The sequence below is a fragment of the Actinoplanes awajinensis subsp. mycoplanecinus genome (assembly GCF_001509495.1).
Lineage (GTDB): Bacteria > Actinomycetota > Actinomycetes > Mycobacteriales > Micromonosporaceae > Actinoplanes > Actinoplanes palleronii.
The window spans coordinates 138,923-164,879 of sequence record NZ_LLZH01000342.1; the positions used below are offsets into that span (position 1 = coordinate 138,923).

Below are 25,957 nucleotides of genomic sequence, written 5' to 3' on the forward strand. Positions count from 1 at the left end.
CCGGCCCGGCCCGGCATCGTTCTCGGCATGACGACGCAGACGGTTGTGCTGAGAGATGTCCGGGCCACCTACGGCACCGGCGACCGGCAGCTGGTCGCGCTCGACGGCGTCTCGGTGACGTTCGAGCGTGGCACCTTCTCGGCGGTGATGGGGCCGTCCGGGTCGGGCAAGTCGACTCTGCTGCATTGTGCGGCCGGGCTCGATCGCCCGGTCACCGGTTCGATCACGATCGACGGAGTCGTGCTCGACGGGCTGACCGAGGACGACGTCACGCGACTGCGGCGCGACCGGATCGGGTTCGTGTTCCAGGCGTTCAACCTCGTGTCGTCGCTGACCGCCGAGGAGAACGTGGCATTGCCGGCCCGGCTGGCCGGGCGACGCCCGCCGGCCGCGGATGTCGCCGCCGCGCTGACCGCCGTCGGGCTGGCCGGCCGCCGCCGGCACCGTCCGAGCGAGCTCTCCGGCGGCGAGCAGCAGCGGGTGGCGCTCGCCCGCGCGCTGATCAGCCGGCCCGCGGTGGTGTTCGCCGACGAGCCGACCGGAGCGCTGGACAGCGTGACCTCCCGGAGCATCCTCGACCTGCTGCGGGCGCTGGTCGACGAGCATCGGCAGACGGTGGTGATGGTGACCCACGATCCGGTCGCCGCCGCCCGTGCCGACCGGATCGTGTTCCTCGCCGACGGCCGGATCACCGACGACGCCCGGGTGCCGCTGACCGCGGAAGCGATCGCGGCCCGCACCACTCACCAGGTGGTAAAGCCGTGCTGAGGCTGCGCCGCATGACCGGAGCGCTGGTCGCCGTCATGATCGGCATAACACTGGTCACGGTCGCCCTGTTGCTGCTCGTCGCGGGCAGGCCGAAGATTCCCGACCGGTTGGCCGGCGCGGCGGTCGTCGTCCAGCCCCCGGCGAGCAACAGTCCCGCCGACCCGTTCCCACCCACGATCCCCTGGTCCCAGGCGAAGGCCCAGGAGTGGAGCGGGCGACTCGCCGGTCTCCCCGGCGTCGATGCCGCGGTCGTGGATCGACACTTCTACGGTCAGGTCATCATCGGCGGGCGGGCCTCCGGCTCCACGACCGAGGGATATGGCTGGGCCTCGGTCCGGCTCGGCGGCATGCACCTGGTGTCCGGCGAGCCACCGCGGCGGCCGGGTGAGGTCGTGGTGGACCGAGCACTGGGATTCCGGCCCGGAGACCCGGTGACGCTGCTGACGGCGGCCGGCCCGACGCCGTACACGGTGACCGGGTTGTCTGACCGGCCGGGACTTCTGGTGGCTGACGAGGTGGCCGGGCGGCTGGCGCCCGGAGTGACGGCGATCGGTCTGGTCCTCGAACCGGGCGCGGACACGGCCGCGGTGGATACCGATGCTCGCGAACTGGTCGGCGCCGGCGGGACGGTTCTGACGGGTGCCGAGCGAGGCGCGCTGGAGCCACGGGGCGATGCTCGCACGCGCTGGATCGGCATGCAGGTCCTCACCGGGGTCTCCGCGCTCGCCGGGTTCGTCACGGTGTTCGTCGTCGCGTCGACATTCGCGTTCACCGTGACTCAGCGCCGGCGCGAGTTGGGCCTGATCCGGGCAATCGGCGCGACGTCACGGCAGGTACGCCGGATGGTCTACGGCGAGGCGCTGCTGGTCGGCAGTGCCGGGGCGGTCCTCGGCGTCGTGACGGGCGCGGCCGTGGCCCCGGCCCTCGGACGGGTCCTCATCGACGCCGGGTTCGAGCCGGCGACGTATGAGGTGCGGTACAGCCCGTTGCCACTGCTGGCCGGTCTCCTGCTGGGGCCGCTGGTCGCCCTGGCGGGGGCCTGGTCGGCGGCCCGCCGGGCGGCTCGGGTCCGCCCGCTGGAGGCGTTGCGTGAGGCCGCCGTCGAGCAACGCCGGATGGGCCGGACACGCTGGATCACCGGCGGAACGCTGATCGCGGCCGGTGTGGTGCTCGCGATCGCAACGGCCGGCTCGGCGGATCCGCAGGATGGAGCGACGGACGCGCTGCTCAGTGCGATGGCTCTGGTCACCGGGATGGCGGTGCTCGCACCAGCGGTGATCCCGCCGATCGTGGCTCTGTGGCGTCTCCCGCTGCGGCGTGGCGGCGGAGCGATCGGCCTGCTGGTGCGGCAGGGCGCACGGACGGCCACCCGGCGTACCGCTTCCACCGCCGCCCCGGTGCTGCTGACCGTGGCGTTCGCCGTGCTCGTCGCCGGCATGGTGCGGACCTCGACCGCGGCGTACGCGGCGGGCCGCGCTGCGGACGTCACCGGTGGGCGGGTACTGGTGCCGGACGACACCCCGGGCCTGTCGGATGCCGCGGTGGCCACTGTGGCCGGCGCCGCGATCCTGCCGACGACGGTGTTCACCCCGGACCTTCGAGCGTTGAGCGGACTCGGTATCGACCCGGCCACCTTCGGCCAGGCTGATCAGGGCGCACGGCTGACCGCCGGTGCGCTGGACGGTCTCCGCGGGCCGGACGCCGTGGTGGTCACGGAGTCGGCGCACACCGGGGTGGGTGCGACGTATCCGCTGACCTTCGCGGATGGGCGGCTGATCGCGCTGCGAGTGGTCGGTGTGGTCGCCGACGGCTCGATCCGTGCCGATCTCCTGCTGTCCGATGCGACGGTCCGCCTGCACGACCCGTCCGCGTTGACCTCAGCGGTCCACCTGACCGATGGCCACCCGGTGAATGGTCTCGCCGATGCAGGACCGGCCAGTGCCGGAACGGCCGGCGCAGCACCGACCGATGCCGGAGCGGCCGATGCAGCACCGGCCAGTGCAGGAGCGCGAGTGGTCGACGTGGCGATATGGGCCGCCGAGGCCGACAGCGCCGAGGATCGTCTGGTCTGGCTGTTCACGCTGATGCTGATCGGAGTGTCGGCGGGTTATGGGGCGATCGCGGTAGCCAACACGCTGTTGATGGCGGCTCAGGGACGTGCGTCCGACCTGCGGACGGTCCGGCTGGCCGGGGCGACTCGGCGGCAGGTCTCCGGCTACGTCGCGGCGGAGTCGACGCTGGTGGTTCTGATCGGGACGCTGCTCGGCGGGCTGGTCGCCCTCGGCGCGCTGCTCGCGATCCGCGCCGGGCTGAGCGAGCAGGTCGGCGCCGCGGTCCCGCTGGTGGTGCCGTGGCCGGTCATCGGTCTGGTGGTCGGGCTGTGCCTGCTGCTCGCGCTGGCAGCGAGTGCCCTCCCCACCCGGCGCATGCTGCGGGCCGGCGCACTCCGGCTACCGGAGGCGGACCTGTGACCAACCGCCGGCAAGTAAACAGGGCGCCGCACCGCAGGAGGCCCGGCCAACGGCAAGAGATGGCGGGTTCCACTGAGGCCGGCCACCAGCGGAAGTCGTCGACCAGACGCCGCCAAGGAGCGACCACCGAGAAAAAGGAGGACTCGGAAACCCGGCCGGGAAGCGATGGCTGGGTGTCACAGAAGACGAACCACCGGCGAGAGAAGCTGTCGGTGGGGTGCCAGAAGCCGGCAGCGGCCGGCACTAACCTCACGGGGATGAGCGATATGACGGTATTCGCGAAGGGACAGGCAGAGTTGGTCGAGGTGCGGCCCGGGGTTCACGCCTGGGTGCAGCCGGACGGATCGTGGTGGCTGAACAACGCCGGCGCGGTCACCATCGGCACGGCTCAGCTCGTGATCGACACGTGTGCGACGGCCACGCGAGCGCGGCGCTTCCTGGAGGCGCTGGGCGAGGCCACCGGGATGATGCCGAAGCTCGCGGTCAACACTCATCAGCACGGTGACCATACGTATGGGAACAGTCTGCTGCCGGGCACGACGGTGCTGATCGGGCAGGAGAAGATGCGGGAGGGGCTGCGTGTCGATCCGATCATCGACGGGTGCCCGCCGTTCTGGAGTCCGGTGCCGGACTGGGGTGACGTCGAACGGCGGCTGCCGGATGTGACGGTCGATGACGCGCTCACCGTGCATCTGGGCGACCGGCGGGTGGAGCTGCGGCATCCGGGCGGACCGGCGCACACCACCGGGGATCTGATTGCCTGGGTGCCGCACGAGCGGGTGCTGTTCACCGGCGACCTGGTCTTCTCCGGGCTGACCCCGCTGGTCTTCATGGGGTCCGTGCCGGGTGCGCTGGCCGCGATCGACTGGCTGGCCGGGTTCGGTCCGGAGGTGTTGGTCCCCGGGCACGGCCCGGTCCTGACCGGTGACGACATCGGCCGGGTGCTGGACGAGCACCGCCGCTACTGCCGCCTGGTCCTGCAGGCCGGGGCGGACGGGATCGCGCGGGGCCGGTCCGCGCTGGACGCCGCCCGCGCGGTGGACCTGGGCGAGTTCGCAAGCTAAGCGAACGCCGAACGGGTCGTGCTCAACCTGCACCGCTACTACGCCGATCACCACGGCACGGAACTGGATCTGATCGCGGCGTTCAGCGACGCGGTCACCTACAACGGAGGGCCGCTGACCACACACGTCTGACCGCGACACCGACCGACGGCGGACAACGTCCGAGCGCAGAGGAACCAGGCCAGACCAAGCGGAAGGGAGGACCGAGACAGGCAGACGAACAGACGAGACTTAAGGTGCGGACACAACTACACAGTGTGATAGCGAAGCGGCGCACAACGAAGCAAGAAGACGAAAGCAAGAGACCGAACGGGGCGAGACCTGCCTGGATCATGGGCTCCAGGTCAAGGTCATCACCACCTGGCCCGCCGCCAGGGCGGTCAGCCCCGCCCACTCCCGGCGGCTCAGCGGGGCGCGGATCGCGGTCACCGCCACCGCGGTCAGGAACAGGTTCACCACCAGGGCCGACTGTGGCACCCCTACCGCCACCAGTGCGACCAGAACCACCACCGGCAGGAGATAGGCGGGCAGCGCGCTCCGCCGCCGCACTCCCACGGCGACGCCGATCACCACGTACATCAGGCAATGACCTAGGGCCGAGAGCACCGTAACCGCACCGCGGGCCAGGTCCACCGCCTCCGCCGGTCCCGGGTGGGACGGCCCGCCGAAGGCGGTGCCGACGAACCGCCACCGGACATAAAGCCAGCCGAGATAAACCGCGACGCTCGGGAACGCGAGCACCGCCAGGATCGCCGTCGTCGCCCGGACCTGGCGGGCCCACGCACCGGCCACGAACGGCACCGCAGCCGCGAACGCCACGGCCCGGAACCACCGACCGCGACGCACGACCACAACACGTGGCAAGCGAGCACGAGGACCGAGAGGCGCCGGACCCCGAGCCCAGCCGCAACTACCAGGGCACCTCGCCCTCCTCGTCGAAGAAGCCGCCGCTCGGTCCCCCGTCCGGCAGCGTCGCGAGGCGGATCGCGGCGACCGCGCCCTGTTCCGCGGTCCGATGGCCGCGGAACCCGTTCAGATCGGTCGCGCAGTACCCCGGGCAGGACGCGTTGATCAGGATGTTCGTGTCGCGGAGTTCCTTCGCGTACTGCACCGTGATCGCGTTCAGGAACGTCTTCGACGGCGAGTAGGCGGCCGCGATCGGGCCGGTCTCGGCGCCCGGCGCGCTCTGCCGGGTCAGCGAGCCGACGCTGCTGGACATGTTCACGATCCGCGGGGACGGCGAGCGGCGCAGCAGCGGGAGCAGCGCGTTCGTGACCCGGATGACGCCCAGGACGTTCGTCTCCACGACCGTGCGGATGATCTCCGGGTCGACCAGGGTCGGCTCCTGCGGGCCGCCGCCGGTGATGCCGGCGTTGTTGACCAGCACGTCCAGGCCACCCCGGGCCGCGAGCAGTTCCGCGGCGGCGGTCACCGACGAGGGGCTCGTGACGTCCAGCGGCACGGCGAACGCGTCCACCCCGGCCGCGCGCAGTTTCGCCACCGCGACCTCGCCACGCTCCGCGTCCCGAGCGCCGACGCCGATGCTCCAGCCGAGCGCGCCGAGGCCCGCCGCGATCTCGTAGCCGATTCCCTTGTTGGCGCCGGTGACCAGCGCGATTGTTCGTACACTCATGTCTTTGATCCTGTCGTCGGACGGCACGGCGGCCAACACCGATCAGGTGGGGCTCGATACCTTGCGGGTATCGGCGGTAGCGTTGCCGCCATGGAGACGCGTGAGCTGCGCTATTTCATCGCCGTCGCCGAGGAACTGCACTTCGGCCGGGCCGCCCAGCGCCTCGGGATCGCCCAGCCGCCGCTGTCCCGGGCGATCAGCCAGCTGGAGCGGCGGCTCGGCGTGCCGCTGCTGGAGCGCACGAGTCGCGGTGCGACGCTGACCGACGCCGGGTCGGTGCTGCTCCAGGAGGCCCGCGCGGTGCTCGACGCGGTCGCTGCCGCAGAGCGGCGCACGGTCCGCGCCGCAACCGGAACCCCGACGTTGGTGCTGGTCGCGAAGGCCGGGGCGTCCAGCGAGTTGCTGGCCAAGCTGCTTGACGCGTACGCGGTGGAGCCGGACGCGATCACCGTCGACGTGATCCTCAGCGGGGTCGCCGAGCAGGAGCGCATGCTCCGCGAGGGCCAGGCCGACGTGGCGCTGCTGCACCTGCCGTTCGACTCGACGGCCGGGTTCGACAGCGAGGACCTGGGCACCGAGGATCAGGTGGCGATCCTGCCGGCCGGGCACCCGCTGACCGGGTGCCCGCACCTGCTGATGGCCGACCTCGCCGACCTGCCCGGCCTGCCGATGCCGCGCTGGCCCCGGCGCGACGGCACCTACCCGGACGGTGCCGGGCCGCAGGTCACCACCCACACTCAGGTGCTGCAACTGGTCTCGCTCGGCCGGGCGTGCATGGTCGCCCCGGAGTCGTGCCGCACCCAGCTGCACGAGGGCCTAGTCGCGGTGCCGGTCCTGGACGCACCCCGGGTGACCACGGTGATCGCCTGGCCCCCGCACAGCCGCTCCCGAGCCCTGGCCGCCCTGGTCCGCACCGCCACCCGCCTGTAAGAACAGCCACAGGAAAGAGCAGCGCGAGACAGCCGCAGGAAGGAGCAGCGCAAGGCAGGCGCAAGAAAGAGCAACACAAGCCAGGCGCAAGAAAGAGCAACACAAGCCAGGCGCAAGAAAGAGCAACACAAGCCAGGCGCAAGAAAGAGCAACAAGAAAGAGCGGCCGCAACAACGGCCGCAGAATCCCTACGCGGCGGTGAGCCGCACCGCCGCATCCGGCGGCCGATACGCCGCCACCTGCCCGGCCGGCAGCGGTCGCGCGTAGTGATACCCCTGCGCATACCGATACCCCAGCCGCACCAGCTCCGCCGCCTGCTCCGCGGTCTCCACACCCTCGGCCACCGCCCGCAGCTGCAGCCCGTCGCAGATCCCGATCAGCGCCGCCACCACCACCGCGTTCTGCCCGCCCTCGGTGATGTCGTCGACGAACGACTTGTCGACCTTGAGGATGTCGGCCGGGCAGGTCCGCAGCAGCCCGAGCGACGAGTGCCCGGTGCCGAAGTCGTCGAGCGCGATGTTGACACCCAGCGCGGCGATCGCGTGCAGCTCGGTCAGCGCCGTCCCGCCGTCGAACACCGCGGTCTCGGTCACCTCCACGGTCAGCACGTACGCCGGCAGCCCGGTACGCCTCAGCACCGCCTCCACCTCCCCGGCGAACCCGGCCTCGCGCAGCTGCCGGGCGGACACGTTCACGGTCACCGTCCGCGGAGCGGCGTCGCCCAGCTCCTCGAGCCACCGGACCGCCTGCTCGCACGCCTCCTGCAGGATCCACGCGCCCAGCGGCACGATCAGGCCGGTACGTTCGGCGGCCGGGATGAACACGGCCGGCCCGACCGGGCCCCGTTCCGGATGCGTCCAGCGGACCAGCGCCTCCACCCCGTAGAGCTCGCCGCTCGGTATCGCGACGATCGGCTGGTAGAGCAGGTACAGCTGCTCGGTGTCGAGCGCGATCCGCAGGTCGGCGGCGAGCCGGGACTGCTCCGCGGTGCGCTGGTCCATCGCCGCGGTGTACGCCACCTGCCGGCCCTTGCCCTGCCCCTTCGCCTCGTACATCGCCACGTCGGCGCGGCGCAGCAGCTCGTCGGCGGTGTCGCCGGGGCGGGCCGGCGCCAGCCCGAAACTCGCCTCGACCACCAGCTCGTGACCGGCCGCCCGGACCGGGAGGCGCAGCCGGGCGGCGATCGCGTCCAGGATCGCGACGTGGTCACCGTCGCGCAGCAGCAGCGCGTACTCGTCGCCGCCGAGCCGGGCCACCGTCGCGTCGGCGGGCAGCTGGGCCGCGATCCGGTCGGCCACCGAGATCAGCAGCGCGTCGCCGACGGCGTGCCCGAGATCATCGTTGATCGACTTGAAGTCGTCGAGGTCGATCAACGCCACGCTGACCCCGGCCGGGCCGGCCGCCAGCGCCGCGGTGATCTCCCGGACCAGCACGGCACGGTTCGGCAGCCCGGTCAGCACATCGTGCGCCGCCTGGTGGGCCAGCTCCTGCTGACGCGCGTCCAGGTCGTCGAGCAGCAGCTTGTTGTCCCGCAGCGCGACCATCTGCCGCCCGGCGACGAGCACCGTCACGATCACCGAGGCGGCCGCGATGGCGACCAGGTCGGCGGTGTGCGTCATCGCGCTGAACAGCAGCAGCCCACCGGTGGCCAGCACCGCCGCGTACGGCATCACGCTCAGCCGCCGGGTGATCGGGCGCGGCACCGGCCGACCGGCGCGGGTGGCCCGCAGCTGCCGGTCCGCGGCGAAGCACAGGAACATGCTGGTGGTCGGCAGCAGCACGTGCGCGGTGTTGAGATACGGCTTGTCGGCGATCAGCGGCGCCAGCGACCCGCCGCCCGCGCCGACCGCCCCGGTCAGCGCCAGCAGGTGCAGCGCCCGCCGGTCGATCAGCCCGGTGCCGGTGAAGGCAACCTTGATGAACGCGAAGACGCAGATGAAACCGGCCGCCACCACGATCAGAATGGTGATCGCGCCGGCCACGCTGTCGCTGAGCCAGCTGTGCCAGCGCGGGTAGACCAGGTGCCAGCAGAAGGTCAGCACGGTGACGATCACGGTGGCGATGTCCAGGCCGAACCGCAGCCACTCGATCCGCGAGCGGCGGGCGCCCGGGATGCGCATCAGGCCGACCAGCATGGCGAGCAGGCCGGCGATGTAGATCCCGGCGGTCCGGCCGCTGATGTGCTGGCCCTCGAGCTTGCCGACGAAGTAGTCGTACGCGTTGCTCACGGCGGCCACGCCGATCAGCAGGATGCCGGCGGACACGTACCGCCACATGGTCCGGCCCTCGGCCGCGGCCCGCCAGGAGGTGGCCGTGGCGACCGGCACCGCGACCGCCAGCAGCAGCCAGCCGAACACCGGCGGGGTGCGGTGCGTCAGACCGACACAGAACCACAGTGCGCCGACCAGCACCAGCCCGCCGGCGACGGCGAGGGTCCTGGTCAGCCGCCAGGGCGGCACCACGGGCGGATCGGTCACAGCGACCCCATCGGCCCACGAGCGGCGGGATTGAACGTTAGCGTCCGAGTAGCTTGCGGACCTCATGTTCGTCGCCGGGCTTCGGGCCGTCACCGTCGGAGCACCTTTCCCGCAGGCGTGGATCGACGTGGCGGCACGGGCGCCGAGCTCGGCCACGATACCCGTTGATCATATCGGCGTGGATCTCCCGCCAGGGTCGCCCGGACGGCTCGCCCTATCCGAACGGCCGGTCTTTTCCGCACCGCCGGCGCTCGTCTAGAGTGCTCACACCTCTCCCCACCGAGACCTGTGAGCGACCCGATGGCCGGTCTGGCAATCGACCTGCGGCACCCCGCCGGTGCCTTCCTCTACAACGTCACCAAGCCCAAGCTGGTGATCGACGGCATCGATCACCAGGTCCCGGACTGGGGCCAGTACCTGTTCGACGTCCCGCCCGGCCCGCACCGCGTCGAGGTCTGGGTCCCCTACGTCTTCCCCCGCCGCGCCGGCCGCGCCTCGGTCGACCTGGTCATCGCCGAGCAGGGCGTCTCGATGGAGTACATGGCCCCGTCGGTCACCTTCGCCAAGGGCTCGCTCGGCCCGGCCGGCCAGCAGAAGTCGGCCGGCTTCAAGACCGTCCACGCCTTCAACATCGCCGCGATCGTCCTGGTCGTGATCGCCTTCATCTACCTACGGACCCGCTGAAGGACCCGGCCAAGGACCGCTGAAGGGGCCGCCGAGGGGACCCGCCGGCTCAGGGTTTCAGGACGACCTTGATGCAGCCGTCCTGCTTCTGCTTGAAGATGTCGTACCCGCGCGGCGCGTCCTCCAACGGGATCCGATGGGTGACCAGGTCGTCCACGCCGAGCGGGTCGGCATCGCCGGTGAGCAGCGGCATGATGTCGTCCACCCAGCGCTTCACGTGCGCCTGCCCCATCCGGAGCGTCACACCCTTGTCGAAGAGGTCCATCATCGGCATCGGGTCGGCGTTCCCGCCGTACACCCCGATGATCGAGACGGTGCCGGCCCGGCGGACCGAGGCGAACGCGGTGGTCAGCGCGGCCATCCGGTCGATGCCGATCGCCTCGGTGGCCTTACGGGCCAGCGCGTCGGGCAGCATCCCGGCCGCTTTCATGGCCGCGGCCTGCAGCGGCGACCCGTGCGCCTCCATGCCGACCGCCTCGATCACACTGTCCGCGCCGCGCCCCTGGGTCAGCTGCAGCACGGCCGCCGGGATGTCGTCGATGCTGTCCGTGTTGAGCACCTCGATGCCGTGCCGCTGCGCCATGGCGAGCCGCTCCGGCACGTTGTCGACCGCGATCACCCGACCCGCGCCGAGGTGCAACGCGATCCGGGCGGACATCTGCCCGATCGGCCCGAGCCCGGTGACCAGCACGGTGTCGCCCCGGGAGATGTCCGCATATTTCGCCGCCTGCCACGACGTGGTCAGCACGTCGGAGAGGAACAGGTAGCGCTCGTCCGGATGCCCGTCCGGCACCTTGATCGGCCCGAACTGCGCCTGCGGTACCCGCAGGTATTCGGCCTGCCCGCCGGGCACCTGGCCGTAGAGCTTGGTGTAGCCGAACAGCGACGCACCCTTGCCCTCCGCGGTCACCTGGGTCGTCTCACACTGCGCGAAGAAGCCGCGCGTGCACATCCAGCAGTGCCCGCAGGAGATGTTGAACGGCACCACCACCCGGTCGCCGGCCTTGATGTGCGTGACCTCCGGCCCGACCTCCTCGACGATCCCCATCGGCTCGTGCCCGAGCACGTCACCCTTGTCGAGGTACATCCCGAGCACGTCGTAGAGGTGCAGATCGGACCCGCAGATCGCGGTCGACGTGATCCGCACGATCGCATCGGTCGGTTCCTGAATCTTCGGGTCTGCCACGGTCTCGACGGAGACCTTGCCGGTGCCTTGCCATGTCAGCGCTCGCATACCGCCCGGATGCCCCGCCGGACCGCGTTTACTCCCCCACCCCGAAAATCAAGATCAAATTCAGAAGATCGATGTCGTGCGTCCGCTGGGGTACAGACCGCCGCTCCCGCCGGGACCCCTCCGGGCTTCGCTGGCCGCTACGCGTCCAGAACGCGAAGCCCTCCGGGGCGACGCCCGTGGGCGGTCCCGGTCACCCCACGCGACACCCACCCCACCCAAGGCCCAGCCGCGCCCACGGCCCGCCCGGCTGGTGCTCAGGGGTGCCTCAACCCCCGCGAGACACCCCTGAGCACCAGCCGATCCCGGAACCGCGGCACGGCGTCGCCGCGGGACCGGCCGCGCTCGCGGTCCGCCGGCTGGGCGCCGGCGAGGCGAGGGCTCGGTGTGCGTACACAAAAGGAATTTCAGGGGGTGAGGGTCATGTGCATGCGGATGGTGGTGCCCGTCGGGCGGGTGTGGATGCGGACCAGGTCGCACAGCTGGTTGACCAGGAGCAGACCGCGCCCGCCCTCGCTGGTGACGGCCGGCGGGATCCGGCCGGCCAACGGGTTGACCAGGTGGCCGGCGTCGTCGACCTGGCAGACCAGGTGGCCCGGCTCGGTCCAGAACGACACCGTGCCGCCGGCCGGGGTGTGCCGGATGGTGTTCTCGGCCAGCTCGTTGACCGCGACGATCAGATCCTCGGTCTGGTCCACGGTGAGCCCCGCGGACCGCGCCTGCCCCGCCGTGAACGCGCGGACCCGGGACAACTCGGCGATCACCACGTAGGGCAGGGTCGCCGCGGCGGACGGCACCGGCGGGAGCGGCCGGTTGAACCGGTCGGCGGCGGCGAACGCGCCGGCGAACCAGGGGCTGGGCCGTCGGCCGTCGGCGCCGATCATCCACGGGTGGGTGCGCCACACGTCGTCGATCCGGTCCTGGTCGAGCAGGGCGGCGTCGTACGGGCAGAGGATCGCGGCGTCCCGGCCGGCGAACACCGCGTTGATCAGTGCCTCGTGCTGGCCGCAGGCGGGGTACTCCATCGCGGTGCGACCCGGCCAGACCGGCTCGCCGATGATCGAAACCCGTCGTCCGGGGTGCGCGGCCGCAAACGCGAGCAGCACCCCGGGGATAATCCGGCCGGGGTTGCGGCCGGCCACCGCCATGTCGGCGTAGTGGACCGCGTCGCCGAGATCGCTCAGTGCGTCCCGCAGCGCGGCCAGGTTCGACCCGGGCACGGCGACCAGCACCGGCCCGCCGGCCGCCACCGCGGCGCGGGCGAACGCGCGGGCGCCGCCGAGGTAGTCGTCACGATCGTGGTACAGCAGACCGGGATGGTCGAAGCCGGTCGTCGTGTCACCGACCGCACTCAGGCCCTCAAGGGTCGTGTCGACCATCACGTCCCCTTTCACCGCAGCAAGGGTATCCCCTGCCGGTTACCGCGCCGATGCCCGATCGTGCCGGTAGGGATCAGGACACCGGCGCCAGGCGGTGCAGCATCGCGCGGGCCGCCGCGACCACCAGCCGGCGGTCGTGGGTGAGGGCGAAGTCGAAGCGGCGCTCCGCCTCCGGGCCGGTGTCACCGAGGTCGCGGGCGACGAGCGCGGCCGCCCGGTGCGGGCCAACCACGATGACGTTCCACTCGTCGCGCAGGTTGTCCGCGGCGGGCAGGTGCGCGCCCCGGACGCCCGGCGCCGGCTCGTCACCCAGCCCGGTGCCGACCGCCGCGACGAACGGGCTGTGCGCCGCGATCCGGGTGAACCGCCGCGCGGTGGCCGGGGTGAAGTGCCGGGCGTTCTGGAAGCAGGCGAGCAGGACCGGCGGCTCCGGGCCGGTGCCGGCCAGCGCTTCCAGGTGCCGGCTCATCGGCATGAGCTGCGATTTCGACGTACGGGTGACCGGCCGCTCGGCCGCCACGATGTCGAACGGTGTCCGCGCGTCCCCCGGCGACCGGCGCACCAGCGGCAACGCGCTCGCCTCGGGCAGCTCCTCGGGCAGCGGCCCGGGCCGGCCGAGGTGCCAGCCCTGCCCGATGGTCGCGCCCATGCTCCGCGCCACCGCCATCTGCTCGGCGGTCTCCACCCCCTCGGCCAGCACGAGCGCCCCGCTCGCCTCGGCGTACGCGGCGACCGCGGCCACCACCCGGGCGGTGTTCTGGTCACCCGGCGCCTGCAGCAGCTGCATGTCCAGCTTGACCACGTCGGGGTGCACGAACGGCATCAGCGCCAGCGACATCGGGTCGGCCCCGACGTCGTCGAGCGCCACCCCCCAACCGTTCTCCCGGCAGTTTGCGGTCGCCGCGAGCAGTGACGCCGGGTCGTCGGCGATCGCCCGCTCGGTCATCTCGGTGACCACCCGCAGCCGGTTCCGGGCCTGGTCGACGATCGGGGTCAGGTCGGCCGGGCACTCGGCGCGCCACGCGGTCGGCTCCATGTTGACGAACAGGTTCAGCTCACGCCCGAACCCGGCCCGCATCGCCTCCCGGTACGCGTTCGCCCGGCAGATCCAGTCGAGTTCCGCGTCCCGGCCGACCTTGCGGGCGGCCGCGAACAGCGCCATCGGCTCGCGCCACGGCGTACCGGCGGGGCCTCGGCTCAGCGCTTCGTACCCGATGACCCGGCCGAAGGTCAGATCGACAAGCGGCTGGAACACCGGGGTGATCGCGCGCTGGTCGAGCACTGCGTGAATATCCTGCACGGGGCGACGATCGGCGGCGAACGGCCGTACTTTAGTTGCTCAACCGCACGCGTAGCTTCGCCAGGGCCTGGGTGAGCAGCCGGGAGACGTGCATCTGGGACACGCCGATCTTCGCGCCGATCTCGCTCTGGGTCAGGTGACCGAAGAACCGCAGCGCGACGATCTGCTGTTCCCGCTCGTCCAGGCAGGTCATCGCGGCGCCCAGGGACAGGTGCAGCTCGGTCTCCCGGTACCCGGGCTCGGCGGTGCCCAGGGTGTCGCCGAGGGTGGCGTCCCCGTCGGTGCTGATCGGGGTGGAGAGCGAGGCGGGGCGGTAGGCGTGCGCGCCCTCCAGGCCCTCGATCACCTCTTCCTCGCCGATGCCCAGGTGCTGGGCGATGTCGGCGACCGTCGGGGTCCGGCCGAGCGTCTGCACCAGCCGGCCGCGCGCCTTGTTGATCGCCATGTTCAGTTCCTGCAGCCGGCGGGGCACCCGGATGTTCCACATCCGGTCCCGGAAGTGCCGCTTGAGCTCGCCCAGGATGGTCGGGATCGCGTAGCCGGCGAAGTCGGTGCCGCGGTCCGGCGCGAACCCGTCGACCGCCTTGATCAGTCCGACCGTGGCGACCTGGGTGAGGTCGTCCAGGTCCTCGCCACGGCTGGCGTACCGGCGGGCCAGCCGCCGGGCCATCGGCAGCCACGCGGCGATCGCCTCCTGCCGGGCCGACGTCCGGGCCGGGCCGACGGGCATCGCGGCCAGCGCGGAGACCAGGTCGATCGAGGCGGGATCGTCCGTCTCGTCGATGTCGACCACGCTTGCTGACGAGCGCATGGACTCTCCCTTCACCGGGCGGAGGTCAGGCACTCGCGGCCCAGGGGCACGAGAGACGAACCCCGATGCCCTGTCGCACACCTGGACGGTTCTTCTCGGCACCCTGTTTGACCGATGTCAAGACCCTAGCCGCGCGGACGAGCCAGCGCTAGCCGAAAGTATGATGCGTCGCAGTTCAGGCCCGGATGCCACCTCTTCGTGTGACACAGACCTCGTTTGGTGTGGATAGATTCTGGGAATCGGCGCGGGCCATCGGGGACCGCTTCGGCATCGGTGCGGCCCGCCGGACACCGCGACAGGGAGACACGACCATGGAATTCGCCTGCTCGATCGAACGGCTCGACGACCGGGTCATCATCGTGCCCGAGGGTGACATCGACGCGGACAGCACCAGCTCGCTGCGCCAGATCCTGCGGCAGGCGGTGGCGACCGCCGACTTCAAGCACCTGGAAGTCGACCTGCACAAGGTGTCCTTCCTCGACTCGACCGGGCTCGGCGTGTTCGTCGCGACCCGCAAGGCCGCGCTGGCCCGCGGGGTGACGTTCCAGTTGCGCGACTTCGGCCCGATGGTGCGGATGCTGCTGCAGGTCACCCACCTGGAGGAGATCCTGACCGGTAAAACGGTGGAGGAGGCGACACCGCCCCCGGCATGATCTGCGCTGTGCAGCAGATCAACGAGCGTCTGATCAATTGGGCCAACCTCATCGAGGACGAGACCCTTCAGCAGGCGGAGAAGGCGTCCCGGCTGCCGTTCATCCACCCGCACATCGCCCTGATGCCGGACGCCCACCTGGGCAAGGGCGCCACCGTCGGGTCGGTGATCCCCACCCGCGGCGCGCTGATCCCGGCCGCCGTCGGTGTGGACATCGGCTGCGGCATGGCCGCCGTGCGCACCCAGTACCACCGCGACGAGCTGCGTCCGGGGCTGACCGGGCTGCGCACGTCGATCGAGCGGGCCGTGCCGTTGTCGGCCGGCTCGTACAACACCGCACTGACCGCGTCGGCCCGGGTGCGGGTGGATCGGCTCGCCGCCGAGGCCGAGCGGGCCGGCTTCGACCCGGCGAGCTACGCGAAGAACTGGGATCTGCAGCTCGGCACGCTGGGCAGCGGCAACCACTTCATCGAGGTGTGCCACGACGAGAACGGCCGGGTGTGGCTGTTCCTGCACTCCGGCTCGCGCGGCGTCGGCAACAAGATCGCCGCCCACCACATCCGGGTGGCCCAGGAGCTGATCACCCGGCGCGGGATCACCCTGCCGGACCGGGACCTGGCGTACCTCGAGGAGGGCACCGCGGAGTTCGACGCGTACCTGCGGGAGCTGCGCTGGGCACAGAACTTCGCGCTCGCCAACCGCGACGAGATGATGGACCGCGTGATCGAGTGCTTCGGCCGCTTCGTCGGCGGCCCGGTCCAGGAACGCGAACGGGTCCAGTGCCACCACAACTACACCGAGCAGGAGACCCACTTCGGCGAGCAGGTGTGGCTGTCCCGCAAGGGCGCGATCAACGCCGCCCGGGGTGTGCCCGGCCTGATCCCCGGCTCGATGGGCGACGCGTCCTACGTGGTGGTCGGCAAGGGCAACGGCATGGCGCTGAACTCGTCGCCGCACGGCGCGGGCCGCGCGTTCTCCCGGACGAAGGCCCGTAAGACCTTCACCCGGGAGCAGCTGCGCACGGCCATGAAGGGCATCGAGTTCCGCGACACGGACGCCTTCCTCGACGAGATCCCGCAGGCCTACAAGCCGATCGACGTGGTCATGCGGGACGCCGCCGACCTGGTCTCGATCCGCCACACCCTCCGCCAGCTGGTCAACGTCAAGGGCGACTGACCGGAGAGCTGTCCAGCGGCGGACGCACCACAAAAAGACCTTGATGGTGATCTGGTCGAATTCCCGGGACATGATGACGGCCAGGCGGATGGCTGACCCCGCGCTAGCATCGCCGGGTGCCCGTCCGCCCCCTCCGCCCGCTGATCGCCCTCGGTGTCGCGCTCGCCGCCGGCGCCGCGTTGCTCTTCGGCGCGCCCGCGCAGTCCGGCGAGCCGCAGCCGCTCCCGCTCGGCGCGACCTGGCCTAACGCCCAGCGCGGCAGCATCCCGTCCAAACTGCCGGACGGCAGCGAATACTCCCCCGGGCTGTTCCTCGACGCGCACACCTCGGCCGGCACGGTGCAGAGCGCGGACGCCCGCACGCTGCGGCTGATCGTCCGGCAGGCCGACGGCACCGTCCGTGAGCTGCGCAAGGTCCCCGCCGAGCACCGCGCACCGTTCGCCGCGCTGACCAGCTCGGCGAACACCCTGATCTGGGTGGAGAGCGTGCGCGGCAAGCCGGAGTTGTGGACCGGCGGCATCACCGGGGCGCCGAAGGCCCGCCTGCTCACCACCGACGTCGGCGCGATGCAGTTCTACGACTCACAGTACGACCTGGTCATCGAAGGCGGCCACCTGCACTGGGCGGCCAGCGCGGCCGGCGACCGCACCGAGTTCCGCTCGATCCCGCTGACCGGTGGCAAGGTCACGGTGACCAGCGAGCCGGGCACCTGGGCGCTGTCCGCGTGGCCGTGGGCGGTCGACGGGCAGACCGCCGCGCGCGGGGCCACCACGCTGCGCAACCTGACCACCGGCCAGACCGTCGCGGTGCCCACCGCGGATCGCACGGTGGCCGCGTGCAGCCCGTCGTGGTGCCAGATGGTCTCGCTGAACACCGACGGCTACGCCCGGATCGACCTGTCCCACCCGGACGGCTCGGCCCGGCGCAAGGTCGCCGAGGGCACGTTCGAGACGGCGATCGCCGACGTGGCGGTGCTGGACCGGTTCGAGGTCCTGGCCCGGGTCGGCCCGCAGTCCGACCTGAGCGGCAACCAGGAGCTGCTGATCCACGACCTGAAGACCCGCCGGACCGTGCTGGTGAGCCCGGACGCGGGCAACATCTCCTACCGCGGCGGGGTGCTCTGGTGGTCCACCGGCGACCAGTCCTCGTTCGTCCGCAACAGCCTGGATCTGCGCACCATCTGACCGCGGGCAAACCCTCACGATCAAATTCATGATGTCGTGCGTCCGCCGGGGTACAGACCGTCGCTCCCGCCGGGACCCTGCGGGCTTCGCTGGCCGCTACGCGTCCATGACACGAAGCCCTCCGGGCGACGTCCGCGTGTGCGCACGGCCACCCCAACCCCCACCCCACCCGGCTGGCTGGCTCTCAGGGGTGTCTCCGAGCCCGCGACACACCCCTCAGAACCAGCCGAAAACCGCACGTGCGCCGGGACCCCGGCTGGTGCTCAGGGTTGTCTCCGGGACCGCGAGGCCGCCCTGAGCACCAGCCGGGGCCGTCAGGCGTAGGGCTGTTTGGGCTCGTCGATCTCCTGCCAGGACCTGACGTCGACGTAGGCGACCCGCGCCTGGTTCACCGGGTCGGTGCCGATCTGGCTGCTGTAGACACCGACCACCTCGACCCAGGCGTCCGCGGGCGCGTCGATCGGCACGCCGGCCATCCCGATTTTGATCGGCCGGCCGTCGGCGGCGCAGCAGGTCAGCACCATCCGGGCGATCATCGGTTTGCCGTCCGGGCCGGGGGTGATGAAACCGGTCAGCTTCACGTTCCGGCCGGTCAGGCTGCGGCCGCTGTCGAAGACCGCACGGGACGCGTAGTCGAGCAGGCTGACCTCGATCGGGTCGCCGTCCGGCAGCGGCGGATAGTCGGAGGCCGCCGACAGGCCGACACTGCCCGCCTGTCCGGCCGCGAACGAGCCCAGCGCCGGCGGCGAGATCAGCAGCAGGCCCAGCACCGGCAGCAGGAGCAGCCGGCCGACCCGCGGCTCGTGATGCCCATGACCGTGCCCGTCGTCGTGCTCGTCGTGCGGATCAGCCGACGGCTCCGGACCGTCCGGAGATGACGACTCGGACGGCGCCTGACGGCCCGCGCGGAGGTCGTACCAAATGGTCATCAAAGCGGCCGCAACCAACAGGATGCCGGCCACCAAGAGGAAAGGCCGCAGGCCTTCTTTGACATAGCGGAGGAAGACGTCGGTGATCGTCGCCTTGATGATCGCGCCGCCGAACAACAGCATGATCACCGCTTGCGCCATCCGGCTCACAGCAGGACCGCCCCGAACGCGGTGCCGACCAGGACGGCGGCGACGAACGTGGCCGGGGCGAAGCGCATCGCGAAGCGGCGGCCGAAGACACCGGTCTGCATCGAGATCAGCTTCAGGTCGACCATCGGGCCGACGACCAGGAAGACCAGCCGCGAGGTCAGCGAGAACTGGGACAGCGAGGCCGCCACGAACGCGTCCGCCTCGCTGCAGATCGACAGCAGCACGGCCAGGGTGGCCAGCGCGATCACCGAGATCACCGGGTCGGCGGCCAGACTCTGCAGCCAGGCGGCCGGGATCACGACGTTGATGGTGGCGGCCGCGGCCGCGCCCACCACCAGGAAACCTCCGGCGTGCATGATGTCGTGCCGGCAGGCCGCCCAGAACGCCTTCGCCTTCGACGCGTCGTCGAGGTCGGGCCGGTGCGGCAGCCGGATCCACTCGGTCTTGCCGAGCCGCAGCCACAGCCAGCCCATCGCGACCGCGACGACCAGGCTGGCCACCCCGCGGGCGATCGCCATCTGCGGCTCACCGGGGAACGCGATCACGGTGGCGGTCAGCACGATCGGGTTGATCGCCGGGGCGGCGAGCAGGAACGCCAGGGCCGCGGCCGGGGTGACACCGCGGCGGATCAGGGATCCGGCGATCGGCACGCTGCCGCACTCGCAGCCGGGCAGGATGACACCGGCCAGGCCGGCCGCGGGCACGGCCAGGGCGGGATGGCTCGGCAGGGCCTTCGCCCAGAAGCTCCGCGGGACGAACACCGCGATCACCGCGGACAGCACCACCCCGAACACCAGGAACGGCACCGCCTGGACCAGCACCGACACGAACACCGTCGCCCAGGTCTGCATCCCCGGGCTCGCGAGCAGCCCGGCCAGGTGGCTCCGGGCCAGCACCAGCAGCACAAGCAGCACGGCCAGCACTTCCAGCGAACCGAGCCGGATGCCCTGGTCGGCGTCGTCCGCGGATTTCTTGCTGTCCGGCGTGGTCGTCGTGGTCGTCGTACTCACAAACGGCTCCCTCATCGTCCTCGGGCCGCGTCACAAACTACCGCCTCCTCCTGGGGAAACGGGCGAGCGCTCCACGCGGATGAAGGGGTGGACGAGTGTGCGTGTGTTCATGTCGACAGGCAGGTCACCGGCGGGGTACCTAGGATGGCGCAGTGCTCGTCGGCCGCGCGGAGACCCTGGACCGGGTCGGGAGTCTCTGCCGCGGGCCGGACGCCGGTGCCCTGATCACCGGGCTGCCCGGCGCGGGCAAGACGGCGGTGCTCACCGCCGTACGAGAAAATGCCCTGGACCGGGGCGATCTGGTGCTGACCGCGACCGGGACCCGCAGCGATCGGCATCTGCCCTTCGGCCTGCTGGCCGGCTTGCTGGCCGGGTCGCCGCAGCTGCTGGCGAGCCTGGCACCGGCCGGTGGCGCGTCGCCGCATCCGTTGCGGCTGCGTCTCGACGTGCTCGGCTGGCTCGAAGCGGCCACCGTCGAACGACCGGTTCTGATCATCATCGACGACGCCCAGTGGTGCGACGAGACGTCACTGTCCGTGCTCGGGTTCGTCGCCGGGCGGCTGCGCGGGGGTGGGCTGGCACTGCTGGCGGCGTGCCGGGACGACGAGATCCCGGAGCCCCTGGCCGACCTGCCGCCGGTGCGGCTCGCCCCGCTGAGCGACCCGGACGCGATCCGGCTGCTGCACGAGGCCGGCGTGCCGGTGAGCGGCGCCGACCTGCCCCGGGTGCTGGGCCGGGCCGCCGGCAACCCCCTCGCCCTGCTCGAACTCGGTCACGCGGCGGCCACCAACAGCGCCCTGCTCGAACTCGGTCACGCGGCGCTCACCGACAACGCCCTGCTCGCACTCGGTCACGCGGCAGTCACCGACAGCGCCGTGCCGACGAGTGTCGAGCTGGCCTTCGCGGCCCGGCTGCGGCTGCTGCCCGAGCCGACCCGGCAGGCGTTGCTGCTGGTCGCGGCGGGTGACGGCGATCTGCGGACGGCCGGGCGGGTGACCGAGCCCGGCGCCCTGCTGCTCGCACTCGCCCCGGCCGAGGCGGCCGGGCTGGTGTCGATCGCCGGGCACCGGGTGCAGTTCCGGCACCCGCTGGCCCGGTCGGCGGCCTACGCCCTGGGCGCCGGCGCGGACCGGGCCCGGGTGCACCGGCAGCTCGCCGCGGCACACGACGACGACCCGGACCGGCGGGTCTGGCACCTGGCCGAGGCCACCGTCGTCGCGGACGAGGACGTCGCCACCGCCCTGGAGGAGGCCGCTGACCGGGCGTACCGGCGGGGCGCGTACGCCGAGGCGGTCCGCTCCCTGATCAAGGCGGCCGACCTGAGCCCGTCGCCGGCCGACCGGGAGAAACGGACCCTGGGCGCGTCCTGGATGGCCGCCTCCGGCGGGTTCTTCGAGTGGATCACCCGGCTGGCCGGGCCGTTGCGTACCGGCTCGGCCGACCGGTCCACCCGCGCGGTGGCCAGCCACGCGCTGGCCTACGCGATGTCGCAGACCGCCCGGCAGCGCGACGCCCGGGCCGCGCTGCTGGACGCCCTGGAACTGCTGCTCGACGAGGACCCGAACTGGGGCTGGACCACGCTGACCACCCTGGCCGCGCTCGCCTACCGGCGCGGGTCGGACACCGAGCTGGTCCGGCACTGGTTCGACCGCTACGACCGGGTGCCGCAGGTACCGGGCAGCGCGTTCCAGGAGATCAACGCCGCGTCCCGGGCCTGGATCAGCGTCCAGCTCGACCCGCTCACCCGGTCGGCCGAGGTCCTCGAGCTGGTGCGCACCGCGCCGGTCCTGGACGGCGCCCCGGCCGGCGTCGCCGCCCAGGAGATGATGCTCGGCGCGGCCGCCTGGCTCTACGACGAACCGCGCACCGCGCTGATGCGCCTGGGCCGGGCCGTCGAGCTCTACCGCACCGGCGCGCCGGCGAACATGGCCAACTCGCTGATGACCCTCGCTCACCTGCAGCTCGACGTCGGTGACCTGGACGCCGCCGACCAGTCCGGCCGGCTGCTCGTCGACCTGGCCGCCGCGGAACGGCACGCGTTCGCCGGCGAGCACGGCCTGGAGCTGCGGGCCCGGGTCGCCGCCGTGCGCGGGCAGGTCGAGGCCGGCCGGGCGATGTGCGGCGCGGGCCTGCCCGCCCTGGAGACCGGCGAGTTCCTGGTGCTGGAGATCATCAGCCAGGTGACCCGGTCGTATCTGGCGTTCGCCGAGCGGGACGCGCAAGGCGCCTGGGCCGCGATCCGATCCCTTTTTGACGCGGACGGCGAGCCCCTGCACCCGCACGCCTCGTACCGCGAGTTCGCCCACTACGTCGCCACCGGCGTCCGGGCCGGCCTGGTCGACGAGCTGCGCCCGGTGGTGGAGCGGGCCGGCCGGCGGCTGATCGGTTCCGGTCCCCGCCAGCAGCTGCAGCTCGCCCGGGCCCGCGCGCACCTCGCCGGTGACGACGCCGAGCCGTTCCACCGCGCCGCCACCGCCGGACCGGACGCGGCGCAGTGGCCGTTCGAGCTGGCCGGCGCCCACCTCGAGTACGGCGCGTGGCTGCGCCGGCAGCAGCGCGCGAAGGACGCCCGCGCCGAGCTGCAGACCGCGCTGACCGGTTTCGAGCGGCTCGGCGCCCGGCCCTGGGCCGACCTGGCGATCGCCGAGCTGCGGGCCGCAGGTGTGGTCGCGGCCGGGCCGGCGCCGTCCGCCTGGGCGAGCCTGACCGGGCAGGAGCGCGAGGTGGTCCGGCTCGCGGCGGCCGGCCTGACGAACCGGGAGATCGGCGGGGTGCTGTTCCTGTCCGCGCGTACCGTGTCGACGCACCTCTACAAGGCGTACCCCAAGCTCGGTGTCACGTCCCGCACCCAACTGCGCGATTTGGTACCCGCGGAACGCTGAGATACGTCAGGCGACGTATACCGCTTCACCGATGGTCTTCATACGCTTTTGCCATGAAGAAAACTGACATCCCCGGCTGCTCGTTCCACGTTCACGGTTCCACCTCGCTCGGCTGATCCGCCGAGGTCAGAGGCCGGCGCCGCGGACTGCGGCGTGCAGGCTCTTCGCGGCTCCGATCAGCTCCTCGAGGTCCCGGGCGGCCGACGACAGCGTCACGTACACGTGCTCGACGCCCACCTCGGCCAGCGCCACGATGTCCTCGGCGACCTGTGCCGGGCTGCCGGAATACGGCGCCCGGCCGGCCGTCGGCACCGCGTCCAGGCTGCGCATGCCCAGCTGGAACACGCACCCGATCGCCGCCGGGTCGCGTCCCGCCTCGGCGGCCTGCGCCCGCAACCCGGCCAGCACCTCACCGACCCGCTGGGGCGGGAGGCCGGTCGGCAGCCAGCCGTCCGCGCGCCGGGCGATCCGGCCCAGCGCCGTACGGTTGCCGCCGGCCAGGTAGACCGGCACCCGCCGGGCCGGTTTCGGGTTGACCCGGCTCGGCGCCAGGCGGTACGTCCCGGTGTCGTAGGTGACCGGGTCCGGCCCCCAGGTCGCCGCCGCGATGTCCAGGAACTCGTCGAGGGCCGCGCCCCGCTCCGCGATCGGCCGGGGCGCGGTGGCCTCGAACTCGTCGATCGACCAGCCGCTGCCCAGCCCGGCGAGCACCCGGCCACCGGACGCGGCGTCCAGCGCGGCCAGGCTGCGGGCCAGCCGGAACGGCAGGTGCAGGCCGGGGATCAGCACGCCGGTGCCGAGCTCGACCCGGCTGGTCACGGCGGCCGCCAGGGTCAGGGTGACCAGGGCATCCGCGGTGTGGGCGTAGCTCTCCGGCCACGGGAGATCGGGTACGCCGTACAGGCCGTGTGCGCCGCTGGTGTCCTCCGGTGCCAGGATCCGTTCGTAGGCCCAAAGGCTGTCGAAGCCGATGTCCTCGGCCGCGCGAGCGAACTCGGTGACGTCACGCGTCAGGTCGTACCTGGTGGTCTGGGGAAGATTGACACCGAGCCGCATGGCGGCAGCCTAACGGTGCACAACTCCACTGAGGACCAGCCGTTCGGCGGGCTAATATCGTCTCCGGTTCGAGGAATTGGGGCGACCATGTCCGTGGACGACGACATTTCGGGGTGAATCCCCCGCTGCGGCCACCGACGCGCGTCTGAACGCGCTGTCCGCGTGGCCCATGCCGTCGTGCCCGCCTTCGTCCCTTGAGGTCTTCTCATGTCTATCGTTTGCACCAGTCTGTCCTTTTCGTGGCCGGATGACACCCCGGTCTTCGACGACCTGACCGTCGCCGTGCCGGCCGGCCGCACCGGGCTGGTCGCCGCCAACGGCACCGGCAAGAGCACGCTGCTCCGCCTGATCGCCGGTGAGCTGCGGCCGACCGGCGGCAGCATCACCGTCGCGGGTCTGCTCGGCTACCTGCCGCAGCACCTGCCGTTCGCCGCCGGCCAGACCGTGGCCGAGGTGCTCGGCGTCGAGCGGATCATCGCCGCGCTGCACGCCATCGAGTCCGGCGACGCCGCCGAGGAGCACTTCAGCACCGTCGGCACCGACTGGGACATCGAGGAACGCACCCGCGCCGAACTCGACCGCCTCGGCCTCGCCGGCATCGGGCTGGACCGGCCGCTCGGCACGCTCAGCGGCGGCCAGGTGATCTCCCTCGGCCTTGCCGGCCAGCTGCTGCGCCGGCCCGACGTGCTGCTGCTCGACGAGCCGACGAACAACCTCGACGGCCCGGCCCGCGACCGGCTGACCGAGGTGCTGCGCGGCTGGTCCGGCACGCTGCTGGTGGTCAGCCACGACCGGACGCTCCTCGACGGCATGGATCGGATCGCGGCGCTCGAGCATGGCCGGATCCGCTGGTACGGCGGGAACTTCACCGCGTACGAGGAAGCCCGCGCCGTCGAACGCGACGTGGTCGAGCGGCAGGTCCGCACGGCCGAGCAGGACCTCAAACGGCAGAAGCGCGAGGCACAGCAGGCCCGGGAACGCTCCGCGCGGCGGGCCTCCACGGCGGCCCGCAACCTGGGCGACGCCGGACTGGCCCGGATCGTGGCGGGCGGGCTGAAACGCGACGCGCAGGTCTCCGCGGGCCGCCTCGCCGACACGCAGGCCGACCGGGTCGGCGAGGCCCGGGCGCGGCTCGACCAGGCGTCCCGGGCCGCCCGCCAGGACGACAAGATCACCCTGGAATTGCCGGGGACCGCGGTGCCTGCCGGACGCACGGTCTTCCACGGGGAGCGGTTGCAGATTTCGTACGACGGGAAGCCGGTGTTCGCCGCCCCCGGCGTGGATCTGATCATTCGCGGTCCGGAGCGGATCGCGCTGACCGGCCCGAACGGCGCCGGCAAGTCCACCCTCCTCCGCATGATCCTCGAGCGGCCGGCGGCACACCGGGTGGCCTATCTGTCCCAACGTCTCGACCTGCTGGACCCGGAGCGGACGGTCGCCGAGAACCTGACGGCCTGGGCGCCCGCCCTGCCCGACGCGGAACGGATGAACCTGCTGGCCAGGTTCTTGTTCCGGGGCGCCCGGGCGCACCTGCCGGTCCGGGTGCTCAGCGGGGGCGAGCGGCTGCGGGCGACCCTGGCCTGCGTGCTGTTCGCCGAGCCGGCACCGCAGTTGCTGCTGCTCGACGAGCCGACGAACAACCTCGATCTGGACAGTGTCGGTCAGCTGGAGGCGGCGCTGGCCGCCTACCGCGGAGCGTTCGTGGTGGTGAGCCACGACGAACGCTTCCTCACCGAAATCGGCATAACCCGCCACCTACACCTGTCCACCGGCCACCTCACCGCCCAGTAGCCCCCAGGCACCACCCCCGCACCGTGAGCCCACGCGACAGCCTCCACCGCGGGCCCCCACCGTGGGAAGCCCCCGCTGAGGGAGGCCCCCGCCGTGCGAGCCCCCCGCCATGGGAGCCCCCGTTGTGGAAGGGCCCCGCCGTGGAAGGCCCCGCCGTGGGAGCCACGCGACGCCCGTGCCCACCCCGGACCGCAACGCGCCTCCCGGTCCCCGGCTGGTCCTCAGGGGTGCCTCCGGCACGCGGAGGCACCCCTGACAGCCAGCCCGCTGCCGGCTCACGAAAGTCGGCTGGTCGTCAGGGGTGCGTGCGCTGGGCGGAGACAGGCCTGGCGACCAGCCGGGCTCGGGAGGTGCTGCGCAACCGTTCGGGCCCGGATGT

General features: G+C 72.1%; 20 protein-coding genes. 10 read left to right on the forward strand and 10 right to left on the reverse strand.

Features of this window, described 5'->3' with window-relative positions; genetic code table 11:
- Positions 1-27: 27 nt before the first annotated feature.
- From ADL15_RS48860 to ADL15_RS48870, 3 genes are all read left to right on the forward strand, one after another.
- On the forward strand, positions 28-768 hold the full coding sequence (locus tag ADL15_RS48860) for an ABC transporter ATP-binding protein (protein WP_067707656.1): 741 nt from the start codon (positions 28-30) through the stop codon (positions 766-768).
- A gap of 11 nt (positions 769-779) precedes the next feature.
- Positions 780-3,239: an ABC transporter permease gene (locus ADL15_RS48865; protein WP_067707658.1), complete on the forward strand. Its 2,460-nt coding sequence runs from the start codon at positions 780-782 to the stop codon at positions 3,237-3,239.
- 257 nt (positions 3,240-3,496) lie between these two features.
- Positions 3,497-4,303 (forward strand): MBL fold metallo-hydrolase, encoded by an 807-nt coding sequence (locus tag ADL15_RS48870; protein WP_232345094.1) that lies wholly within the window; start codon positions 3,497-3,499, stop codon positions 4,301-4,303.
- A 330-nt stretch (positions 4,304-4,633) separates the two neighbouring features.
- Here the strand turns inward: ADL15_RS48870 and ADL15_RS48875 are convergent, their stop codons facing one another.
- Positions 4,634-5,122 (reverse strand): hypothetical protein, encoded by a 489-nt coding sequence (locus ADL15_RS48875; protein ID WP_067707661.1) that lies wholly within the window; start codon positions 5,120-5,122, stop codon positions 4,634-4,636.
- A 91-nt stretch (positions 5,123-5,213) separates the two neighbouring features.
- A complete protein-coding gene (locus ADL15_RS48880; protein WP_067707764.1) occupies positions 5,214-5,936 on the reverse strand; it encodes an SDR family oxidoreductase in 723 nt (240 codons plus the stop codon).
- A gap of 90 nt (positions 5,937-6,026) precedes the next feature.
- Here ADL15_RS48880 and ADL15_RS48885 point away from each other — a divergent pair, with 90 nt between their 5' ends.
- Positions 6,027-6,866 (forward strand): LysR family transcriptional regulator, encoded by an 840-nt coding sequence (locus ADL15_RS48885; protein WP_067707663.1) that lies wholly within the window; start codon positions 6,027-6,029, stop codon positions 6,864-6,866.
- A 188-nt stretch (positions 6,867-7,054) separates the two neighbouring features.
- Here the strand turns inward: ADL15_RS48885 and ADL15_RS48890 are convergent, their stop codons facing one another.
- Entirely contained in the window at positions 7,055-9,343 is a 2,289-nt protein-coding gene (locus ADL15_RS48890) for a putative bifunctional diguanylate cyclase/phosphodiesterase (protein WP_198171345.1), read from the reverse strand.
- 300 nt (positions 9,344-9,643) lie between these two features.
- Here ADL15_RS48890 and ADL15_RS48895 point away from each other — a divergent pair, with 300 nt between their 5' ends.
- Complete coding sequence (locus ADL15_RS48895) at positions 9,644-10,027, forward strand: hypothetical protein (protein ID WP_232345095.1); 384 nt, start codon at positions 9,644-9,646, stop codon at positions 10,025-10,027.
- Positions 10,028-10,076: 49 nt separating this feature from the next.
- On the opposite strand, the gene ADL15_RS48900 is transcribed toward ADL15_RS48895, so the two are convergent.
- The 4 genes from ADL15_RS48900 to ADL15_RS48915 all read right to left on the reverse strand — a co-directional run bounded on the left by ADL15_RS48900 (position 10,077) and on the right by ADL15_RS48915 (position 14,748).
- Positions 10,077-11,261 (reverse strand): zinc-dependent alcohol dehydrogenase, encoded by a 1,185-nt coding sequence (locus ADL15_RS48900; protein ID WP_067707665.1) that lies wholly within the window; start codon positions 11,259-11,261, stop codon positions 10,077-10,079.
- A gap of 404 nt (positions 11,262-11,665) precedes the next feature.
- Positions 11,666-12,652, reverse strand: a complete 987-nt coding sequence (locus ADL15_RS48905) for an anti-sigma factor RsbA family regulatory protein (RefSeq protein ID WP_232345096.1) — start codon at positions 12,650-12,652, stop codon at positions 11,666-11,668.
- Between the two features lie 58 nt (positions 12,653-12,710).
- On the reverse strand, positions 12,711-13,937 hold the full coding sequence (locus ADL15_RS48910) for a sensor domain-containing phosphodiesterase (protein WP_067707673.1): 1,227 nt from the start codon (positions 13,935-13,937) through the stop codon (positions 12,711-12,713).
- A 31-nt stretch (positions 13,938-13,968) separates the two neighbouring features.
- Positions 13,969-14,748 (reverse strand): SigB/SigF/SigG family RNA polymerase sigma factor, encoded by a 780-nt coding sequence (locus ADL15_RS48915; RefSeq protein ID WP_067707676.1) that lies wholly within the window; start codon positions 14,746-14,748, stop codon positions 13,969-13,971.
- A gap of 311 nt (positions 14,749-15,059) precedes the next feature.
- On the opposite strand from ADL15_RS48915, the gene ADL15_RS48920 reads away from it, so the two are divergent.
- The 3 genes from ADL15_RS48920 (at position 15,060) to ADL15_RS48930 (ending at position 17,760) form a co-directional block, all read left to right on the forward strand.
- Positions 15,060-15,401 carry an STAS domain-containing protein gene (locus tag ADL15_RS48920; protein ID WP_067707679.1) on the forward strand — a complete coding sequence of 114 codons (342 nt, stop codon included), beginning with the start codon at positions 15,060-15,062 and terminating at the stop codon, positions 15,399-15,401.
- 8 nt (positions 15,402-15,409) lie between these two features.
- Complete coding sequence (locus ADL15_RS48925; protein ID WP_067707682.1) at positions 15,410-16,576, forward strand: RtcB family protein; 1,167 nt, start codon at positions 15,410-15,412, stop codon at positions 16,574-16,576.
- Between the two features lie 116 nt (positions 16,577-16,692).
- Entirely contained in the window at positions 16,693-17,760 is a 1,068-nt protein-coding gene (locus ADL15_RS48930; protein ID WP_067707684.1) for a hypothetical protein, read from the forward strand.
- A 314-nt stretch (positions 17,761-18,074) separates the two neighbouring features.
- Here ADL15_RS48930 and ADL15_RS48935 read toward each other — a convergent pair whose 3' ends face one another.
- Together ADL15_RS48935 and ADL15_RS48940 are read right to left on the reverse strand one after the other, a co-directional pair.
- Complete coding sequence (locus ADL15_RS48935; protein WP_067707687.1) at positions 18,075-18,839, reverse strand: TIGR03943 family putative permease subunit; 765 nt, start codon at positions 18,837-18,839, stop codon at positions 18,075-18,077.
- Entirely contained in the window at positions 18,836-19,864 is a 1,029-nt protein-coding gene (locus ADL15_RS48940) for a permease (RefSeq protein WP_083972644.1), read from the reverse strand. Before ADL15_RS48940 ends, ADL15_RS48935 begins: the two co-directional genes overlap by 4 nt.
- Before the next feature lie 137 nt (positions 19,865-20,001).
- Between ADL15_RS48940 and ADL15_RS48945 the strand changes: the two genes are divergently transcribed.
- Positions 20,002-22,731 (forward strand): ATP-binding protein, encoded by a 2,730-nt coding sequence (locus ADL15_RS48945; RefSeq protein WP_067707691.1) that lies wholly within the window; start codon positions 20,002-20,004, stop codon positions 22,729-22,731.
- 126 nt (positions 22,732-22,857) lie between these two features.
- Here the strand turns inward: ADL15_RS48945 and ADL15_RS48950 are convergent, their stop codons facing one another.
- On the reverse strand, positions 22,858-23,787 hold the full coding sequence (locus ADL15_RS48950) for a TIGR03619 family F420-dependent LLM class oxidoreductase (protein ID WP_067707694.1): 930 nt from the start codon (positions 23,785-23,787) through the stop codon (positions 22,858-22,860).
- 207 nt (positions 23,788-23,994) lie between these two features.
- Here ADL15_RS48950 and ADL15_RS48955 point away from each other — a divergent pair, with 207 nt between their 5' ends.
- The gene (locus ADL15_RS48955; protein ID WP_067707697.1) at positions 23,995-25,578 is read left to right on the forward strand and encodes an ABC-F family ATP-binding cassette domain-containing protein; all 1,584 of its coding nucleotides are present in this window, start codon (positions 23,995-23,997) and stop codon (positions 25,576-25,578) included.
- Positions 25,579-25,957: the final 379 nt, after the last annotated feature.